This is a genomic window from Pseudoalteromonas sp. MM1 (assembly GCF_030296835.1).
Classification (GTDB): Bacteria; Pseudomonadota; Gammaproteobacteria; order Enterobacterales; family Alteromonadaceae; genus Pseudoalteromonas.
Genome location: NZ_AP027922.1, coordinates 1,897,949 through 1,915,335, shown reverse-complemented (window position 1 = coordinate 1,915,335; position 17,387 = coordinate 1,897,949). Strand labels below are relative to the sequence as shown.

Annotated in this window: 17 protein-coding genes; 10 read left to right on the top strand and 7 right to left on the bottom strand. The window is 40.3% G+C overall.

Annotated features, from left to right (window positions below; all coding sequences use genetic code 11):
- Positions 1-131 precede the first annotated feature (131 nt).
- Together sucC and sucD are read left to right on the top strand one after the other, a co-directional pair.
- Complete coding sequence (gene sucC, locus QUE46_RS08690; RefSeq protein ID WP_004586679.1) at positions 132-1,298, top strand: ADP-forming succinate--CoA ligase subunit beta; 1,167 nt, start codon at positions 132-134, stop codon at positions 1,296-1,298.
- Entirely contained in the window at positions 1,298-2,170 is an 873-nt protein-coding gene (gene sucD / locus QUE46_RS08685) for a succinate--CoA ligase subunit alpha (RefSeq protein ID WP_004586678.1), read from the top strand. Before sucC ends, sucD begins: the two co-directional genes overlap by 1 nt.
- A 63-nt stretch (positions 2,171-2,233) precedes the next feature.
- On the opposite strand, the gene QUE46_RS08680 is transcribed toward sucD, so the two are convergent.
- Positions 2,234-3,304 (bottom strand): DUF3083 family protein, encoded by a 1,071-nt coding sequence (locus QUE46_RS08680; protein ID WP_286244445.1) that lies wholly within the window; start codon positions 3,302-3,304, stop codon positions 2,234-2,236.
- Between the two features lie 208 nt (positions 3,305-3,512).
- Between QUE46_RS08680 and glnS the strand changes: the two genes are divergently transcribed.
- Positions 3,513-5,177: a glutamine--tRNA ligase gene (gene glnS / locus QUE46_RS08675; RefSeq protein WP_286244444.1), complete on the top strand. Its 1,665-nt coding sequence runs from the start codon at positions 3,513-3,515 to the stop codon at positions 5,175-5,177.
- A 130-nt stretch (positions 5,178-5,307) separates the two neighbouring features.
- Here glnS and fur read toward each other — a convergent pair whose 3' ends face one another.
- The 5 genes from fur to QUE46_RS08650 all read right to left on the bottom strand — a co-directional run bounded on the left by fur (position 5,308) and on the right by QUE46_RS08650 (position 7,846).
- Positions 5,308-5,751 (bottom strand): ferric iron uptake transcriptional regulator, encoded by a 444-nt coding sequence (fur, locus tag QUE46_RS08670; RefSeq protein ID WP_286244443.1) that lies wholly within the window; start codon positions 5,749-5,751, stop codon positions 5,308-5,310.
- 187 nt (positions 5,752-5,938) lie between these two features.
- Entirely contained in the window at positions 5,939-6,466 is a 528-nt protein-coding gene (gene fldA, locus QUE46_RS08665; protein ID WP_138541142.1) for a flavodoxin FldA, read from the bottom strand.
- Positions 6,467-6,480: 14 nt separating this feature from the next.
- The gene (gene ybfE / locus QUE46_RS08660) at positions 6,481-6,759 is read right to left on the bottom strand and encodes a LexA regulated protein (protein ID WP_004586673.1); all 279 of its coding nucleotides are present in this window, start codon (positions 6,757-6,759) and stop codon (positions 6,481-6,483) included.
- A gap of 2 nt (positions 6,760-6,761) precedes the next feature.
- Entirely contained in the window at positions 6,762-6,983 is a 222-nt protein-coding gene (locus tag QUE46_RS08655; RefSeq protein WP_004586672.1) for a DUF2788 domain-containing protein, read from the bottom strand.
- Between the two features lie 95 nt (positions 6,984-7,078).
- The gene (locus QUE46_RS08650; RefSeq protein WP_286244440.1) at positions 7,079-7,846 is read right to left on the bottom strand and encodes an alpha/beta fold hydrolase; all 768 of its coding nucleotides are present in this window, start codon (positions 7,844-7,846) and stop codon (positions 7,079-7,081) included.
- A 356-nt stretch (positions 7,847-8,202) separates the two neighbouring features.
- On the opposite strand from QUE46_RS08650, the gene seqA reads away from it, so the two are divergent.
- The 7 genes from seqA (at position 8,203) to QUE46_RS08615 (ending at position 16,129) form a co-directional block, all read left to right on the top strand.
- Positions 8,203-8,778, top strand: a complete 576-nt coding sequence (gene seqA, locus QUE46_RS08645) for a replication initiation negative regulator SeqA (protein ID WP_024033550.1) — start codon at positions 8,203-8,205, stop codon at positions 8,776-8,778.
- 10 nt (positions 8,779-8,788) lie between these two features.
- Positions 8,789-10,426: a phosphoglucomutase (alpha-D-glucose-1,6-bisphosphate-dependent) gene (gene pgm, locus QUE46_RS08640; protein ID WP_286244439.1), complete on the top strand. Its 1,638-nt coding sequence runs from the start codon at positions 8,789-8,791 to the stop codon at positions 10,424-10,426.
- A gap of 79 nt (positions 10,427-10,505) precedes the next feature.
- Positions 10,506-11,558 carry a succinylglutamate desuccinylase gene (gene astE, locus QUE46_RS08635; RefSeq protein WP_286244438.1) on the top strand — a complete coding sequence of 351 codons (1,053 nt, stop codon included), beginning with the start codon at positions 10,506-10,508 and terminating at the stop codon, positions 11,556-11,558.
- 265 nt (positions 11,559-11,823) lie between these two features.
- Positions 11,824-13,038 carry a thiamine pyrophosphate-dependent dehydrogenase E1 component subunit alpha gene (locus tag QUE46_RS08630; protein ID WP_286244437.1) on the top strand — a complete coding sequence of 405 codons (1,215 nt, stop codon included), beginning with the start codon at positions 11,824-11,826 and terminating at the stop codon, positions 13,036-13,038.
- A complete protein-coding gene (locus QUE46_RS08625) occupies positions 13,038-14,015 on the top strand; it encodes an alpha-ketoacid dehydrogenase subunit beta (protein ID WP_286244436.1) in 978 nt (325 codons plus the stop codon). Before QUE46_RS08630 ends, QUE46_RS08625 begins: the two co-directional genes overlap by 1 nt.
- A gap of 8 nt (positions 14,016-14,023) precedes the next feature.
- Positions 14,024-15,622 carry a dihydrolipoyllysine-residue acetyltransferase gene (locus QUE46_RS08620; RefSeq protein ID WP_286244435.1) on the top strand — a complete coding sequence of 533 codons (1,599 nt, stop codon included), beginning with the start codon at positions 14,024-14,026 and terminating at the stop codon, positions 15,620-15,622.
- 141 nt (positions 15,623-15,763) lie between these two features.
- Positions 15,764-16,129, top strand: coding sequence for a DUF805 domain-containing protein (locus QUE46_RS08615; RefSeq protein WP_286244434.1), 366 nt, complete (start codon positions 15,764-15,766; stop codon positions 16,127-16,129).
- A gap of 67 nt (positions 16,130-16,196) precedes the next feature.
- Here QUE46_RS08615 and QUE46_RS08610 read toward each other — a convergent pair whose 3' ends face one another.
- Positions 16,197-17,366: a putative manganese transporter gene (locus QUE46_RS08610; RefSeq protein WP_286244433.1), complete on the bottom strand. Its 1,170-nt coding sequence runs from the start codon at positions 17,364-17,366 to the stop codon at positions 16,197-16,199.
- Positions 17,367-17,387: the final 21 nt, after the last annotated feature.

The window sequence follows — 17,387 nt, the reverse complement described above, 5'->3', positions numbered from 1 at the left end:
TTTTTGCGCCTTTGGTCTTACTGGGGTTTTCATGTTAAGCCTTGGGATCTATACTAGGTGCGCAATTTGGGATAGCTGTTTATTTGCATAAATATTCAGCTCTTTTAGTATAAAAAATTGGATAAAGCATCATGAATTTGCATGAGTATCAGGCAAAACAACTTTTTGCCGAATATGGTTTACCAGTTTCTCAAGGTTTCGCTTGCGATACACCTGAAGAAGCTGCAGCAGCTGCCGAAAAAATTGGCGGTGATATGTGGGTTGTTAAAACTCAGGTTCACGCAGGTGGCCGTGGTAAAGCTGGCGGTGTTAAGCTAGTTAAAACAATCGAAGAAGTAAAAGAATTCGCTGCTAACTGGTTAGGTAAAAACTTAGTTACTTACCAAACAGACGAAAATGGTCAGCCTGTTGCTAAAATTTTAGTAGAAAGCTGTACAGATATCGCTAACGAATTGTACTTAGGTGCAGTTGTTGACCGTGCTTCTCGCAAAGTTGTTTTCATGGCGTCTACTGAAGGCGGTGTTGAAATTGAAACTGTTGCTGAAGAAACTCCAGAGCTTATCCACAAAGCAGAGATCGATCCATTAGTGGGTCCTCAAGCTTACCAAGCACGTGAGTTAGGTTTTAAACTGGGTCTTAACCCTACGCAAATGAAGCAGTTCGTTAAGATCTTTATGGGTCTTGGCAACATGTTCAACGATTTTGATTTCGCACTTCTTGAAATCAACCCGTTAGTAATCACAGACGAAGGTAACCTTCACTGTCTTGACGGCAAAATCGGTATCGATGGTAATGCACTTTACCGTCAACCAAAAATCCGTGAAATGCACGATCCATCTCAAGAAGATGCTCGTGAAGCACACGCAGCAAGCTTCGAGCTTAACTACGTAGCATTAGACGGTAACGTAGGTTGTATGGTTAACGGTGCAGGCCTTGCGATGGGTACTATGGACATCGTAAACCTACACGGCGGTAAGCCAGCTAACTTCCTAGATGTTGGTGGCGGCGCAACTAAAGAGCGTGTTTCTGAAGCATTCAAAATCATCCTTTCTGACGATAACGTAAAAGCTGTTTTAGTTAACATCTTTGGTGGTATCGTACGTTGTGACATGATTGCTGAAGGTATCATTGGCGCAGTTAAAGAAGTAGGTGTAAACGTACCTGTAGTTGTACGTTTAGAAGGTACTAACGCTGAATTAGGTCGTGACGTTCTTAAGAACTCTGGCCTAGATATCATCGCTGCTGAATCACTAACAGACGCTGCTGAGAAAGTTGTAGCTGCTGCGGAGGGCAAATAATGTCTGTATTAATCAATAAAGATACAAAAGTTATCTGTCAAGGTTTCACTGGTGGCCAAGGTACTTTCCACTCTGAGCAAGCGCTTGAGTACGGTACACAAATGGTTGGTGGTGTAAGCCCAGGTAAAGGCGGTCAAACGCACCTTGGTCTTCCAGTATTCAACACAGTACGCGATGCAGTTAAAGAAACAGGCGCAACAGCGTCAGTTATCTACGTACCAGCACCGTTCTGTAAAGATGCAATCTTAGAAGCTATCGATGCGGGCATCGAGCTAATTGTTTGTATCACTGAAGGTATCCCAACACTAGACATGGTTGACGTTAAAGTTAAGCTAGATAACTCTGGTGTTCGTATGATCGGTCCTAACTGTCCAGGTGTTATCACTCCGGGCGAGACTAAGATTGGTATCATGCCTGGTCACATCCACAAACCTGGTAAAGTAGGTATTGTTTCTCGCTCTGGTACTTTAACGTACGAAGCAGTTAAGCAAACTACAGACGCTGGTTTTGGTCAGTCTACGTGTGTTGGTATTGGTGGCGACCCAATCCCAGGTACTAACTTTATCGACGTTCTAGAAATGTTCGAAAAAGATCCACAAACTGAAGCAATCGTGATGATTGGTGAAATTGGTGGTACTGCAGAAGAAGAAGCTGCAGAGTACATTAAAGCTAACGTAACTAAGCCTGTTGTTTCTTACATTGCTGGTGTAACTGCACCAGAAGGTAAGCGTATGGGTCACGCTGGCGCAATCATCGCAGGCGGTAAAGGTACTGCTGATGAGAAATTTGCTGCTTTAGAAGCTGCTGGCGTACAAACTGTACGTTCACTTGCTGATATCGGTAAAGCACTTAAAGAGAAAACAGGCTGGTAATCAGTTTGCTTAATCTTTAAAAAAGGCTCGCATTTGCGAGCCTTTTTATTATTAGTTAAAAAATTAGTACGGGTAACTAATGTGTTGAAAAAACCGTACTGATAAATCTTGCCGTTCTTTATTTATTGCAAGCTCTGAGCACATAGCATGTATTGTTTTTTCTACTTGATTCATAAAACGGCCATAGCCCATTTCATGCTTATCTTTATGGGTAGCAACTATCACAAAATGTAGTGACTCAACTAACTTTTCAGCATTGAAAAAAATATGTATTTGCGTTGCTGCGCCATTAACATCAAAACTTATTTTTTGTAATTCTGTATTCCCATCATTTTTATCTATTTGGCTATTACGTACTATGGGCCTTGCGCCATTAGCAACCATAGCGCTGTGAGATAAATCGTATCGCTCGCAGCACCCTTTAAATGATTGGGCAAAGTAGTTATATAACTCAGTGTAATTATTTTTATTTATTAGGCTTTGAAATTGCGTTTTTATGCCACGTGAAACCGGTATAGAAAACGTTGCATAGGTCATTTCTGCATGCTCGGCAGGTATTTTACATTGTCGAGCTAAATAACGAGGGTACAGGCTTCTAAGTTTGTAGCCGTAACTCTGATTGTAGCCCTTGCTCTTGGCAAATAAATCATAGGTTAAATGCTGATGATCGCGAAGCTTAAACTGGGGTTGTTCAACAAATAGTTGTGTTTGTAAATTATCTAACACTTTTTGCACTTTGCTGTGAAACTGTGCCGAGCTTGCGCGTAAATCATCACCGGTAGCTAAAAATAACAAGCGAATTTTTTTACTTCTAAAAGTAGGGGTGTAGTGCAGTTTGTGCGCCTCGTGGTAACGCGGGTTGTAAAAAAACAACATTTGCTTTGCTGTTTCTAATTGATACGACTCATCATGAAATCTAACAACGGGTAATTTGTCGTTAGCGAGTAAGTGTACATTGTGTAGCTCATATTCATCACAGCTTGCAAATAGTTGCTTAGCAATACGGGCATAGCAACTATCGATATCGCTAAAACTAGCATAAAAGTCATCTGTGGGTGTAATTTCAGCGAGTAAATAGTGATTAGCTCGCGCATTTGTTGGTATATAAACTCTGTGTTGTGTAGAACTGGCCATCTTTGAATCCTTTAAAGGAGCTTAAGTTTAGGTACTATAAATGCCTTTGATGACTCAAATATTGCGCTAAAACAAATTTAAGTAATAAACTAATGCACCATTGTAATAATAACTAGAATAAAGGCGCATCTAGTGCTGTATGTTAGTGTTTGTTTTTGTAATAATGCATTAGTTTTGTTATCACGAATATTCAGAGGATCGCACTCCTATGGCGGAAATTGAGAATCGCCCAAGTAACTTTATAAGAACTCGAATTGATGAAGATTTAGCAAGTGGCAAACATGCAACTACGCATACACGTTTTCCACCTGAACCAAATGGCTTTTTACATATTGGCCATGCAAAATCAATTTGTTTGAATTTTGGCATTGCAAAAGATTACGATGGTTTATGTAACCTACGTTTTGATGATACAAACCCAGAAAAAGAAGATATTAACTACGTTAATTCAATCAAAGAAGACGTACAGTGGTTAGGCTTCAACTGGAGTGGTGAGATAAAATATTCGTCAAACTACTTTGATACCCTATACGGTTATGCAGTAGAGCTTATTGAAAAAGGCTTAGCGTATGTTTGTTTTTTAACGGCCGATCAAGCTCGCGAGTATCGCGGTACGTTAAAAGAACCTGGTAAAAATAGCCCATACAGAGACACCTCGGTGGAAGAAAACCTCGCCTTATTTGAAAAAATGCGCGCGGGTGAATTCAAAGAAGGTGAGTGTGTTCTGCGCGCTAAAATTGATATGGCAAGCTCATTTATGGTGCTGCGCGATCCAATTATTTATCGTGTTCGTTTTGCACATCACCACCAAACAGGTGACAAGTGGTGCATTTACCCAATGTACGACTTCACACACTGTATTTCTGATGCACTTGAGGGCATAACCCATTCATTGTGTACACTTGAATTTCAAGATAACCGACGTTTATACGACTGGGTACTTGATAACATCAGCCTTGAATGCCACCCACAGCAAATTGAATTTTCGCGCTTGAATCTTGAATACACAATTATGTCTAAGCGTAAGCTAAACGATTTAGTTGTGAATAACTATGTAGAAGGGTGGGATGATCCACGCATGCCAACGATTGCGGGTCTTCGTCGCCGGGGTTATACACCGGCTTCTATTCGTGAGTTTTGTTTACGTATAGGTGTGACTAAGCAAGAGAACATGGTTGAAATGGGCATGCTTGAAGCATGTATTCGTGAAGACTTAAATGAAAACGCGCCACGTGCAATGGCAGTACTCGATCCAGTTAAAGTGGTAATTGAAAACTATGAAGCTGATAAAGTAGAAACATTGTCGGTAGCTAATCACCCTAATAAAGAAGAAATGGGGCGTCGTGAAGTACCGTTTACTCGTGAGCTTTTCATTGAGCGTGAAGATTTCCGCGAAGAAGCGAATAATAAATTTAAACGCTTAGTACTAGATAAAGAAGTACGCTTGCGCGGTGCTTATGTAATTAAAGCTCAGCGTGTAGAAAAAGATGAAAAGGGTGAAATTACCACTATCTACTGTACTTACGACAGCGAAACTTTAGGTAAAAACCCAAGTGACGGTCGTAAAGTAAAAGGGGTTATTCATTGGGTTTCAGCACCTGAATCGGTTAATGCAGAAGTTAGATTGTATGACCGTTTATTTAATGTGCCAAACCCAGCTGCGGCTGAAGAGTTCGAATCTACTTTAAACCCTGATTCGTTAGTTGTATTAGAAAATGCAAAACTAGAAGCATCGCTTGCTAAAGCCGAACCTGCACAAGGTTTTCAGTTTGAGCGTACCGGCTATTTCTCACGTGATACTAAGTCAGAAAATTTAGTATTTAACCAAACGGTTGGTCTTAGAGACTCTTGGGCAAAAATCGAGAAGCAGTAACGCTTTAAAATACCAATTTGCATAATATATCATTATTGCAAATTGGTATTTAACATAGCTTAAATGTTTTATTTTCAAACACAAAAAAACCTGCAACAGCAGGTTTTTTATAACTCATAAAGCGCTGATGTTAGCTATTTGAATCGCTAAACGCTTTACACGCTACCTTGTCCTGACACTCACCATATAAATATAGCGAGTGGTTAGTTAGTGTAATTCCGTTTTCTTCGGCTATTTCTAACTGGCGACGTTCAATTAAGTCATCTTCAAATTCAACAACCTTACCGCATTTTAAACACACAAGGTGGTCATGGTGAGTACTGCCAGAAAGTTCGAATACTGATTTTCCGCCCTCAAAGTGGTGACGGCTAACAATACCGGCGTCATCAAATTGGTTTAGAACGCGGTAAACAGTTGCAAGACCAATTTCTTCACCTAGATCTAAAAGAATTTTATATACATCTTCAGCGCTGATGTGTTGGTTTTCTGGAGATTGTAGAATTTCTAAAATTTTTATACGCGGTAAAGTTACTTTTAAACCGGCTTTTTTAAGTTCCAAGTTATGATCAGTCATTAAATCTGTCTCAAATTTGTTTGGTTATACTAGACATCTCTTACAGATGCACACGACACATTAGCAATAATAAGGATAACGCGCCTAAGCACTGAGTGCAAAGAACAATTGATCAAATTTGCTATTAATTCTAAAGTCGCTAACTGTTTGATAATTATTTAAACAGTTAGCGATAAAAGGGGGGAGGTTAGTCTGCTAGTTCGCTTAAGCACATTTCATCATATACTTGTGCGCACCATGCTTTAACACGTTGCTCTGTCAGTTCTGGCTGGCGGTCTTCATCAATGCCTAAACCGACAAAGTGGGTGTCATCAGCCATTCCTTTAGACGCTTCAAAGTCGTAGCCTTCAGTTGACCAGTGACCAACCACAATAGCACCGCGCTCGGTAACGATATCGTTGATCATACCCATAGCGTCTAAAAAGTATTCTGCGTAGTCTTCTTGGTCACCACAACCAAAAATAGCCACTAGCTTACCTTCAAAGTCTACTTCCTCAAGCTCAGGGAAAAAGTCATCCCAATCACATTGTGCTTCACCGTAGTACCAAGTAGGAATACCAAATAAGATCAAATCAAACTCTGCAATCTCTTCTTTAGAGCTTTTTGCAATGTCGTGTACAGCCACAAGCTTTTTACCCAATTCTTTTTGGATCATTTTTGCTACGTGTTCTGTATTACCTGTGTCACTTCCGAAAAAAATGCCTACACTTGCCATGGACTTCAAACCTTTTATCTATCAATAGCCAATCTTTCTTGTAAAATTGTTTCAATCAGCGCACTACGGCTAATATTTTGTGCATCTGCCATATCACTCAGTGCCTGATATAACTGTGATGAAACTTTAAATTCTACACGCTTTAAACCGCGTGCTTTATCTCGTTTTATTTGATTACGTTTATTAACCTTTAACTGCATATCCCTTGGTAAAGGGTTCGTTTTAGGCCTGCCTGGGCGCTTTTCGTATTCAAATAAATCGGGAGTTGTTCTATCTGTTTCTGACTTTGCCATGCCTAACCTACACCTGCACCTTGCCAAAAAACTTGTATAAGCCCTTTTGCAATAAAGCCAGAACAGCCTAAAAAGAGGACGCCCCACACAATGTAGCGGCCAAACTTAGGTACATTACCACTATTAAGTACGTCTTTGATTGCCAGGCCGATGAATACAAAAATACCGGCTAAGCCAAAGTACAACCCTAGGGTATCAAATTCGTTAATAAACTGACTGACCATCAACGTATAACCTTTAAATTAAACGGCGCGTACTATAGCATATAAATATGCATTAATTTAGTACGGATAACCAAAAACACATGATTAAAATTGCATTAAAGCCCTGTTAAAAAGTCACTTATTGCTTTATTAACTGCAGCGGGTTTTTGTGCATGAAGCCAATGTCCTGCACCGTGGATAATTTTTGCTCGTGTATTTTTAAAGCGCTTTGTTATTTCATCGCGGTATTCTGGCAGTATGTAATCAGAATCATTCCCTTTGATAAACAAAGTATCGCACAAACAAGAATTGTTTTCATTAATATTGGCGGTGATTGTAGAATATTTTTCATCAAGTACATCTAAATTAAAGCGCCATCTGTACTCGCCAGCTTCATTTTTAGCTAAGCTTTTTAGTAAAAACTGCCTAACACCTAGTTCATTAATGTACTCGCTCATAATAGCATCAGCTTGTTTTCTATCAGTAATCTGGCTAGTTGACACTTTTTTTAGTGCATTAATAATGTGTGTGTGGCGTGCAGGGTAACTCACAGGGGCAATATCAAGTACCACCAGCTTATTTACTTTTTGGCTATGCATTAGCGCCACTTCCATCGCCACTTTACCGCCCATTGAGTGGCCAATCAGGTGCGCATTGTTAATATTTAACGTGTTCATTAGCTCAACAATATCTGCGGCCATTGCAGGGTAGTTCATTTCATTACTGTGCGGTGAAGCGCCATGGTTTCGCAAATCCACATTAGTGACCCTAAAGTGCTCGCTCAATGGTTTTGCAATAACATTTAGATTTTCTAAAGAGCCAAATAAACCATGAATGACCACTACATCCGGACCTTCACCGTATTGTTTATAGTTTAATAGCATGACCGCCTCCTAAAATTTTGGCTTAGTTTGCCGAGCATTGCCCTAAAAAGCAAAAGATATAACGGTTAACTACTCTGCACGCGCTTTTTATGGGGTAACATCGTTTGTTTTTACACCAGTTGTGGCCTATTTGGTGTTACCAGCCTAATGGAGATAAAAATATTGGTAGTAATCGCTTTATTAATTTCAATAGCTGTTAATTACTACATTGGGTTTATAAGCAAATAATCAACACACCTTTATTAGCGCGTTTAAAGGTTATGTTTGTGCGAGTGCTTGTTGTAACTCGCATTTATATTTGGTTTGGGTATAATCACGGGGAAAGAAAAAATGTGGCCCGTAATGACAGGAACAACATGAAACAAATCGACATAGACGACGAGTTATATCAGTATATTGCTAGCAATACTCAAAGTATTGGCGAAAGCGCATCCACTATTTTACGTCGTTTATTAAATCTAAACGGTGATGACAACACTCCCGTTGCTAAGAACAATCAAAACAACCAAACAGCGACTCAAGCCCCACTTGATGACACGCCAGCTACTAACGACAGCCAAGAGCAAGAGGTTGTCACACCCGTGAAGCAAACAAACGCTAATGTATTTAATATTCTAAATAAAGAAGAACTAGCAATGCAAAAAGGGGTTGTTGGCAGGTTTTTATTTATTTTAAGTGCTTTTTATAGAACGCATAAAAAAGAGTTTAGTGCTGTGCTTGATATAAAAGGGCGCGACCGCGTTTACTTTGCAACCAGCAAAGAAGACTTAGTTAATAGCGGCAGTAGTATGAACCCTAAAAACATTACCGACAGTGAGTACTGGGTGATGACGAATTCGAACACGACACGTAAAAAAATGATGCTACACGAGGTTGCGCTGTGCTTAGGTTATTCAGCAGAGCAAGCAGAAGAAATTCGCGATTACTTGTAAGGAAATACACATGGCTATTCATTCAGGTGCTGGGAAAACTGCGCCACATTCAACTTTAGTTAACGTACCAAAACTGGTATCGGCTTATTACTTAAATGAGCCAGACTTAGAGCAAAACCCAGAGCATTGTGTTGCTTTTGGTACGTCGGGTCACCGTGGTTGCTCTTACGATGTTAAGTTTAACGAATCTCATATTTTAGCCATTACACAAGCTATATGTGACTACCGAAAGCAAAACGACATTTTTGGTCCGCTTTTTTTAGGTAAAGATACGCATGCGTTAAGTGAAGCTGCTTTTAACTCTGCCATAGAAGTATTAGTGGCCAATGAGGTGCAAGTAATCACTCAGCAAAATCACGATTACACGCCAACTCCTGTCATTAGCCATGCTATTGTTTGCCATAACAAATTAAACCCGAATGAATTAGCCGATGGCATTGTGGTAACGCCTTCACATAACCCACCAGAAGACGGTGGCTTTAAATACAATCCACCTAACGGCGGCCCAGCAGACACCGACGTAACTAAATGGATTGAAGACAGAGCAAATCAATTACTATTAGAAGATTTAGTCGAAGTTGAGCTGTTTCCATTTGCTAAAGCATCGCGTTCAGGGTTTATTAAATACGAAGACCTAATGACGCCATATATTAACGACTTAGAAAATATCGTTAATTTAAAAGCCGTTAGCGATGCATGTATAAAAGTAGGTATTGACCCGCTTGGTGGCTCTGGTATTAACTTTTGGCCGTTAATAGCGCAAAAATATAATTTAGATTTAACCGTAGTAAACGACAGTGTTGATCCGCGTTTTGCATTTATGCCACTTGATAAAGATGGCAAAATCCGTATGGATTGCTCATCGCCTTACTCAATGGCTAATTTAATTAAATTGAAAGACGACTTTGATATTGCTATTGGCAACGACCCAGATTACGACCGCCATGGTATTGTTACACCAGATGGGTTAATGAACCCAAATCACTTTTTAGCTGTAGCGATTGATTATTTATTAAAACACCGCGACTGGGACAGCAGTGTAGAAATTGGTAAAACACTGGTTTCTAGCTCTATGATTGACCGCGTAGTGGCACGTAATGAGCGTAAAGTTAAAGAAGTGCCGGTTGGCTTTAAATGGTTTGTAGAGGGGCTAAACAAAGGCAAGCTTGCCTTTGGTGGTGAAGAAAGTGCTGGTGCTGCGTTTTTACGTTTTGATGGCAGTGTTTGGTGTACCGACAAAGACGGCTTCATCATGGGTCTACTTGCAGCTGAAATACTCGCAGTAACCGGTAAAACACCATCAGCGCTTTATAAAGAGTTAGAGCAAGAGTTTGGCTCTCCGTTATACAAGCGTTTAGATGCCCCTGCGACGAGTGCACAAAAGTCACGTTTAAAAGCGCTAAGCGCAAGCGATGTAAAAGCCGATACATTAGCTGGCGAGCCTATTTTACAAAAGCTAACTCATGCCCCAGGTAATGATGCGGCCATTGGCGGCTTAAAAGTAGTGACTGAAAATGGCTGGTTTGCCGCACGTCCTTCTGGCACTGAAGATATTTATAAAATTTATCTTGAGTCATTCAAAGGTGAAGCGCATTTAGCACTACTAGAAAAAGAAGCTAAACAATTAGTTGATTCAGTAATTAGCTAATACGGCTTACACTATTCAAAAGCGGCTGATTTATTCAGCCGTTTTTGTTTGTATCTCTCACACTATAAAAGGGCTTATCATGTTAGCCAAACCAAATTATTTAAATGATTTAAAAAATACTGGTGATTTTTTAACACTCAGTCGCAACAATGAATGGCATTTAGAGGCAAGTGAATTTACTTTACAAAATGGCACGCGCGTAACCGTTCACGATACTGGTGTTATTGAATTTCAACCTCACCTTACAACAACAAAAGATGTCGTACTCTCAAGCGCTGTACACGGTAACGAAACCGCACCTATAGAAATATGTGACGAGCTAATAAAAGCCACAATAAAAGGTGAGCTCGATTTAAATCAGCGAGTGCTTTTTATATTTGGTAACCCAAAATCAATAAATATTGGCCTGCGTTTTGTAGAAGAAAACCTAAACCGTTTATTTAACGGCCATCACACTGTTGAAGGTGTGCCAATGAATGACGAGCGTGTACGAGCAGCAAAACTAGAACAGTATGTTACCGATTTTTTTGCACGGGGTGAGCAAGGCAGTGCGCGTTACCATTATGATTTACATACTGCTATACGTGGCTCAAAAAATGAAAAATTTGCTGTGTATCCTTATCTTCATGGTAAACCATGGAAAAAATCGCAGTTACAATTTTTACTTAGCTGCGGTGTAAATACTGTATTGATGATGAAATCGGCTGCAACCACATTCAGTTACTATTCTTCGTTTGTTCATGGCGCTGATTCATTTACCGTTGAACTGGGTCAAGTTAAACCGTTTGGTGAAAACGACATGACTCGCTTTGCAAAAACTAAGCAAACGCTAACTGCATTAATTAGCCAAAAAGAAGTTCAATACCCTCAATTTAATGCAAGTGACTTTGAGCTGTTTGCCGTACATCGTACAATTAATAGAACGCAGCAGGACTTTAGTTTTCCGTTTTCTGATGATGCAGAAAATTTCACAGGGTTTGCAAAAGGTGAGCTGTTAGCAACAGACGGCGATACACCTTATTATGCTGATGTTGAAGGGGAAGCGATTATCTTTCCTAATGCGCACGTAGCGCTTGGGCAAAGGGCATTACTCACTGTTATTCCCATGCAAGTAGATAGTAATTTCGTCTAATACAACTCATCAGACCACAACCTCCATATTTTTAACTGTATGTTTTTATTAACTTAATAAATGCGTACAGTTAACTTTCCAACTATTTAATCTTATTTTACTTTTGTTTCGTCTTACACGTATTGAATAACACCTTACGTTAACGTAAGGTGGTGGCAGCTTTAATTAAATACAGCGCAGATGCTGCAAAGTTTATTCGCAAGCCTCACCCATAATAAAAATCTAAAAGGGGTGCTGTATCACAGACAACAAGAGAAGGTAGGTTATGAGTAATCCAAATAACGTATCGCTGAATATTAACCACGACCTCGAATTTATAGATGGTCATGCGCTAACTATTCCAACCCTTAGTATTTTAACTGAGGAAGGCGACATTCATCCTAGTGCTACCGCACCGACTATTTCTAAACACACAGCGTTAAAACTATACGAAACAATGCGTTTTATTCGCCTACTCGATGAGCGTATGCAAGGGGCGCAACGCCAAGGCCGCGTAAGCTTTTATATGCAATGTTTAGGTGAAGAAGCCGCTGTTACGGCCTCAGCTGCTGCACTTGATCAAAATGACATGATTATGGCGCAATACCGCGAGCAAGCCGCTTTGCATTATCGCGGATTTACGCTTGATCAATTTATGAATCAGATGTTTTCTAATGAATTAGATTTAGGGAAAGGGCGTCAAATGCCGATTCATTATGGTTCAAAAGAATTAAATTATATGACCATATCATCGCCTCTCGGTACGCAGATTCCTCAAGCTACAGGCTATGCCTACGGGCAAAAAGTAAAACACATTGACGCTAAAACCGGCGAGCTTGCCAGCACCATAGATAATGTAACTATTTGTTATTTTGGTGAAGGCGCCGCATCTGAAGGTGACTTTCATGCAGGTTTAAATATGGCTGCGGTGCACAAAGCACCCGTTATATTTTTTGCACGTAATAATGGTTATGCGATTTCTACGCCTGCTGAGGAGCAATTTAAAGGCGATGGCATTGCTTCTCGCGGTGTGGGCTACGGTATTAAAACCATTCGAGTTGATGGCTCAGATGCATTAGCTGTGTTTGCAGCAACGCAAAAGGCTCGCGAAATTGCAGCAACGCAGGGCGAGCCGGTATTAATTGAGTCAATAGCGTACAGATTAGGGGCCCATTCTACCTCTGACGATCCGAGTGGTTACCGCTCAAAAGATGAAGAGGCCAATCACAAAGTGTGCCCGATTGATAAATTTAAAAAATGGTTAATTAAGCAAGATTGGTTAAACGAAGAAGATGACGCTAAGGCAAAAGAGGCCATACGCGAAGATATATTAGCCGCCCTCAAACGCGCTGAAAAAGTACAAAAGCCTGCACTTGAAGAGCTAATATCAGATGTTTACGATACGCCAATCCCTTCGCTTACTCGCCAATATAACGATTTAAAAGCACATATAAAGCAACACCCAGATGCATACCCAATCACCGCAGGGAGAATTAAGTAATGGCTAAAATGAACATGCTACACGCAATTAATTCTGCGCTCGATATCACCATGAATGAGCACCCACAGGCGTGTATTTTTGGTGAAGATGTTGGCTATTTTGGTGGTGTTTTTAGAGCGACATCAGGTTTGCAAGAAAAGTACGGTAAACACCGCGTATTTAACACACCGCTTACAGAGCAAGGTATTTTAGGTTTTGCCAATGGTTTAGCCGCATTTGGCGCACCAGCACTGGCTGAAATACAATTTGCGGATTATATTTTTCCGGCATTTGATCAAATAGTTAATGAGTCAGCCAAGTTTAGATACCGCAGTGGTAACGAATTTAATGTAGGTAATCTCACCGTGCGTACACCTTATGGTGGCGGTATTGCGGGGGGCTTATATCACTCGCAATCGCCAGAGGCATACTTTGCCCATACACCAGGACTAAAAATAGTAGTGCCGCGTAACCCGTATCAAGCAAAAGGCTTACTACGCGCAAGTATAAAAGACGATAACCCCGTTATTTTCTTTGAGCCTAAACGTTTATACCGAGCTTCTACCGGCGAAGTACCAGAGGATGATTACACCATTGAGCTTGGCAAAGCCGAAGTAGTACAAGAAGGGACAGATATAACCTTACTTGCTTGGGGCGCGCAAATGGAAATAGTTGAAAACTCGGCAAAACAAGCCCACGAACAAGGCATTAGTTGTGAAGTGATTGACCTTAGAAGCATTTTACCTTGGGATGTTGAAACAATTGCTAAATCGGTCACTAAAACAGGACGTTTAGTCATAAGCCACGAAGCGCCTATTACCAATGGCTTTGGTGCTGAAATTGCGGCGACTATTCAACAGGAGTGCTTTTTACATCTTGAGTCACCTATTATGCGCGTATGTGGATTAGATACACCTTATCCATTAGCACTCGAAAAAGAATATGTGCCTGATGCGCTAAAAGTAATGGCCGCAATTAAACAATCAATGGATTTTTAGGGGATACCATGGCTAAAGATTTTATATTACCCGATATTGGTGAAGGCATTGTTGAGTGCGAAGTGGTTGAATGGCTAATACAAGAGGGTGACAAAGTAAAAGAAGATCAACCTATTTGTGATGTGATGACCGATAAAGCCCTAGTACAAATACCGGCTGTGCACGATGGCATAATCACTAAATTGTATTATCAAAAAGGAGAAATTGCGAAGGTTCATGCGCCGTTGTTTGCTATGGATGTAGCTGATGAGCAAAGCCAAAGCGCTGATGCTCCTACAGAACAAGTAGAAAATACAGAGATCGACAGCGCATCGTCAGAGCATTTAGAAGATTTTATTCTTCCGGATATAGGTGAAGGGATTGTTGAGTGTGAAATTGTTGATTGGCTGGTGGCCGAAGGCGATGAAATACAAGAAGATCAGGCTGTGTGTGATGTAATGACCGACAAAGCACTGGTACAAATTCCGGCTAAATACACAGGTACAGTGCAAAAGCTTTACTATCAAAAAGGGGAAATTGCTCAAGTACACAGCCCATTATTTCAAATGAGTATAGCTGGCAGTTCAGCAAAACCTAATGTTGATGTAAACGAAGCCGTTGTAAAAGCTCAAAGCAAAGCGGCAGATAAACCTGTTGCAACGCCACAAACAGCAGCAAATAAAATTGTTAATAAAAAAGCGGTTGCCTCACCTGCTGTAAGGCGAAAAGCACGCGAGTTAGATGTTGACTTAACATGTGTACCAGGTAGTGGTAAAAATGGCCGTATCTATAAGCAAGACATAGAAGAATTTATTAAAGGTGAGGTGCCTAACACAATAGATACATCACCACTTAGCAGCGCTACTACTAAACGCAGCGTTACTAATAATAAAGAATTACCATCGCCGCAAACACAAAGCGGTGGCATGCGGGTAGAGCCGATTAAAGGCATTAAAGCGGCTATGGCAAAGCAAATGGTGGCCTCGGTCTCTACAATCCCTCACTTTACCTTTAGTGACGAGATAGACTTAACGCAATTAATTGCCCTGCGTGCCAGCTTAAAAGAGCAGTATAAAGCGCAAGGTGTAAAGCTCACTATGATGCCATTTTTTATCAAAGCGTTATCGCTTGCGATGAAAGAGTACCCAGTGCTTAATTCTAAAGTAAATGATGATTGCTCTGAGATTACCTATTATGACGATCATAATATTGGGGTCGCGGTAGATTCAAAAGTGGGTTTATTAGTACCTAACATTAAATCGTGCCAAACAAAGAGTATTGTTGACCTTGCTAAGAGTTTAACAAGCTTAACAGAAGCCGCACGGGAAGGGCGCGTTGCACCTGATGACTTAAAAGGGGGCACCATTAGCATTTCAAATATTGGTGCAATTGGTGGCACTATTGCGACCCCAATCATTAATAAGCCCGAGGTTGCAATTGTTGCGCTAGGTAAGTTACAACACTTACCGCGCTTTGATGAAAACGGTCAAGTTGTGAGTAAAGCAATTATGCAAGTAAGTTGGTCGGGCGACCATCGTGTTATTGATGGTGGTACCATAGCTCGCTTTAATAATTTGTGGAAATCGTATCTTGAAAACCCATCGGCGATGATGATGGCTATGAGTTAATAATTAAACTTATAAAAAACCAGCAATTTGCTGGTTTTTTGTTTTAAATGAGCCTGTTTTTATTTAAGATACAAGTGTTACTAAAAAGTAATAAAAATTAAACCCATTAGGGAATATAAACACTAACACTAAGGAATTTTTATGGAACATTATATGAACGCGCTGCGCAGTTATGCAGATTTTTCAGGGCGTAACCGTCGTAAAGCTTATTGGATGTTTGTATTATTTAATACGATTTTTTCAATTATATGTAACGTGATTGATGGTGCTTTAGGAACAATGTTTATTGGTTCTATTTATAGCTTAGCGCTATTAATACCTGGGTTAAGTGCAGGTGCACGTCGTCTTCACGATACAGGCCGCTCTGGCTGGTGGCAGCTACTGTGGTTAGTGCCAATTATTGGCTGGATTGTTTTAATTGTGTTCCTTGCACAAGACTCGCACGAAGGCGAAAACGATTTTGGTCCAAATCCAAAAGAGTCAGCAGCTGAACCTGCTACGGTTTAAATAATACGTTAGCATTAAAAAGCTCAGCAATTGCTGAGCTTTTTTTGTACTTATGATTTTTTAACTGTTAACTTAAAAAGTAAAGCCCGTAACCAACAACTAAAGCAGGTATAGACGTATACAAGGTAGCGATCACTGCTGCTTTTGGCGCCATTGCAATTGCTGGAAATAGTGCATCCCCATCATTTGAAATCGCATTCGCAGCTAACGCACTAAAGGGAATAATACCTTGTATATAAAGCGTGGTTACAATTATTTGTGGCCCACAGCCAGGTAAAAAACCAATCACAACAGCAACCAACGGTGCTAAATAGGCGTAGTGCATAAACCAGGTTTTTAAATCAAGGCCTACCACACTGACTAATATTTCAAATAACATGAACGAAGCCACCACCCAAGCAGTTACAAAATGTGTATCTTGAAGTACTTTTATAAGCTTTGAAGGCGGATTACATTCGTCGTCCTCTGAGGTGATCTCTTTGTATGTTTCACCTTTAGAAGAGTAAGCCCAAATTGTCACAGTAAACAAAGCCATAGCAGCGCCAAATAAGCTCACACCAGTGTGGGTATATTCCCCAAATTGGTTAAAGTCCACATTAAATGCAATCAAAAACGCAATAACTAAACTTGGTATAATGGCAAACATCCATACGGGTTTACTAATTTTAATTATTTTAGTGGGCAACACTTTTACTTGGTGTTTTTGCTCTTGAGAGCTTGGGCGTAAAAAGTCAGGTTTATGAATTGCATTAACTATTAATCCACACACTGTACCTACCGCTAAACCCATAGCCATTATTGTTAAGCCTTCAGTAGGGCGAGTCGCGAGCAATAAAAAAGCAGCATCTCCCATTGTAGCTGTAAGCACGGCGACGATAGCTCCAAAACTTGCTTGGCCTTTAGTGTATTGAGTTACCACAATAATAGCGCCACCACAGCCAGGTAAAGCGCCAAGTACAGATGCAAATAGCACTTCAAGCGATTTGGATTTAGCGCTTAAGTAGCTCATTTCTAATTGAGGGATATGTTCTATTGCGTAGTAGTAAATAAGTAACGTAGCCGCTACAAATACACTAACTTGGAAAAACGCATCACTAAGTGCAGTAATGGTGATTTCGCGAAGACTAGGTACAACTAAACATACTAATAAAAATAGTGGTAGGAGTAAGCGTTTATTTTGGCTAACAAACCGTTTGGAAGCTGGCGTAATAAATCCTATTTGAGAGAGTAAAATCATAAGTGTGCCCCAGTTTTATTT

Excerpts from the sequence above, each read along its gene's own strand:
- sucC (WP_004586679.1), top strand. The coding sequence starts at position 132 with ATGAATTTGCATGAGTATCAGGCAAAACAACTTTTTGCCGAATATGGT.
- sucD (WP_004586678.1), top strand. The coding sequence starts at position 1,298 with ATGTCTGTATTAATCAATAAAGATACAAAAGTTATCTGTCAAGGTTTC.
- QUE46_RS08680 (WP_286244445.1), bottom strand. The coding sequence starts at position 3,304 with ATGGCCAGTTCTACACAACACAGAGTTTATATACCAACAAATGCGCGA.
- glnS (WP_286244444.1), top strand. The coding sequence starts at position 3,513 with ATGGCGGAAATTGAGAATCGCCCAAGTAACTTTATAAGAACTCGAATT.
- fur (WP_286244443.1), bottom strand. The coding sequence starts at position 5,751 with ATGACTGATCATAACTTGGAACTTAAAAAAGCCGGTTTAAAAGTAACT.
- fldA (WP_138541142.1), bottom strand. The coding sequence starts at position 6,466 with ATGGCAAGTGTAGGCATTTTTTTCGGAAGTGACACAGGTAATACAGAA.
- ybfE (WP_004586673.1), bottom strand. The coding sequence starts at position 6,759 with ATGGCAAAGTCAGAAACAGATAGAACAACTCCCGATTTATTTGAATAC.
- QUE46_RS08655 (WP_004586672.1), bottom strand. The coding sequence starts at position 6,983 with ATGGTCAGTCAGTTTATTAACGAATTTGATACCCTAGGGTTGTACTTT.
- QUE46_RS08650 (WP_286244440.1), bottom strand. The coding sequence starts at position 7,846 with ATGCTATTAAACTATAAACAATACGGTGAAGGTCCGGATGTAGTGGTC.
- seqA (WP_024033550.1), top strand. The coding sequence starts at position 8,203 with ATGAAACAAATCGACATAGACGACGAGTTATATCAGTATATTGCTAGC.
- pgm (WP_286244439.1), top strand. The coding sequence starts at position 8,789 with ATGGCTATTCATTCAGGTGCTGGGAAAACTGCGCCACATTCAACTTTA.
- astE (WP_286244438.1), top strand. The coding sequence starts at position 10,506 with ATGTTAGCCAAACCAAATTATTTAAATGATTTAAAAAATACTGGTGAT.
- QUE46_RS08630 (WP_286244437.1), top strand. The coding sequence starts at position 11,824 with ATGAGTAATCCAAATAACGTATCGCTGAATATTAACCACGACCTCGAA.
- QUE46_RS08625 (WP_286244436.1), top strand. The coding sequence starts at position 13,038 with ATGGCTAAAATGAACATGCTACACGCAATTAATTCTGCGCTCGATATC.
- QUE46_RS08620 (WP_286244435.1), top strand. The coding sequence starts at position 14,024 with ATGGCTAAAGATTTTATATTACCCGATATTGGTGAAGGCATTGTTGAG.
- QUE46_RS08615 (WP_286244434.1), top strand. The coding sequence starts at position 15,764 with ATGGAACATTATATGAACGCGCTGCGCAGTTATGCAGATTTTTCAGGG.
- QUE46_RS08610 (WP_286244433.1), bottom strand. The coding sequence starts at position 17,366 with ATGATTTTACTCTCTCAAATAGGATTTATTACGCCAGCTTCCAAACGG.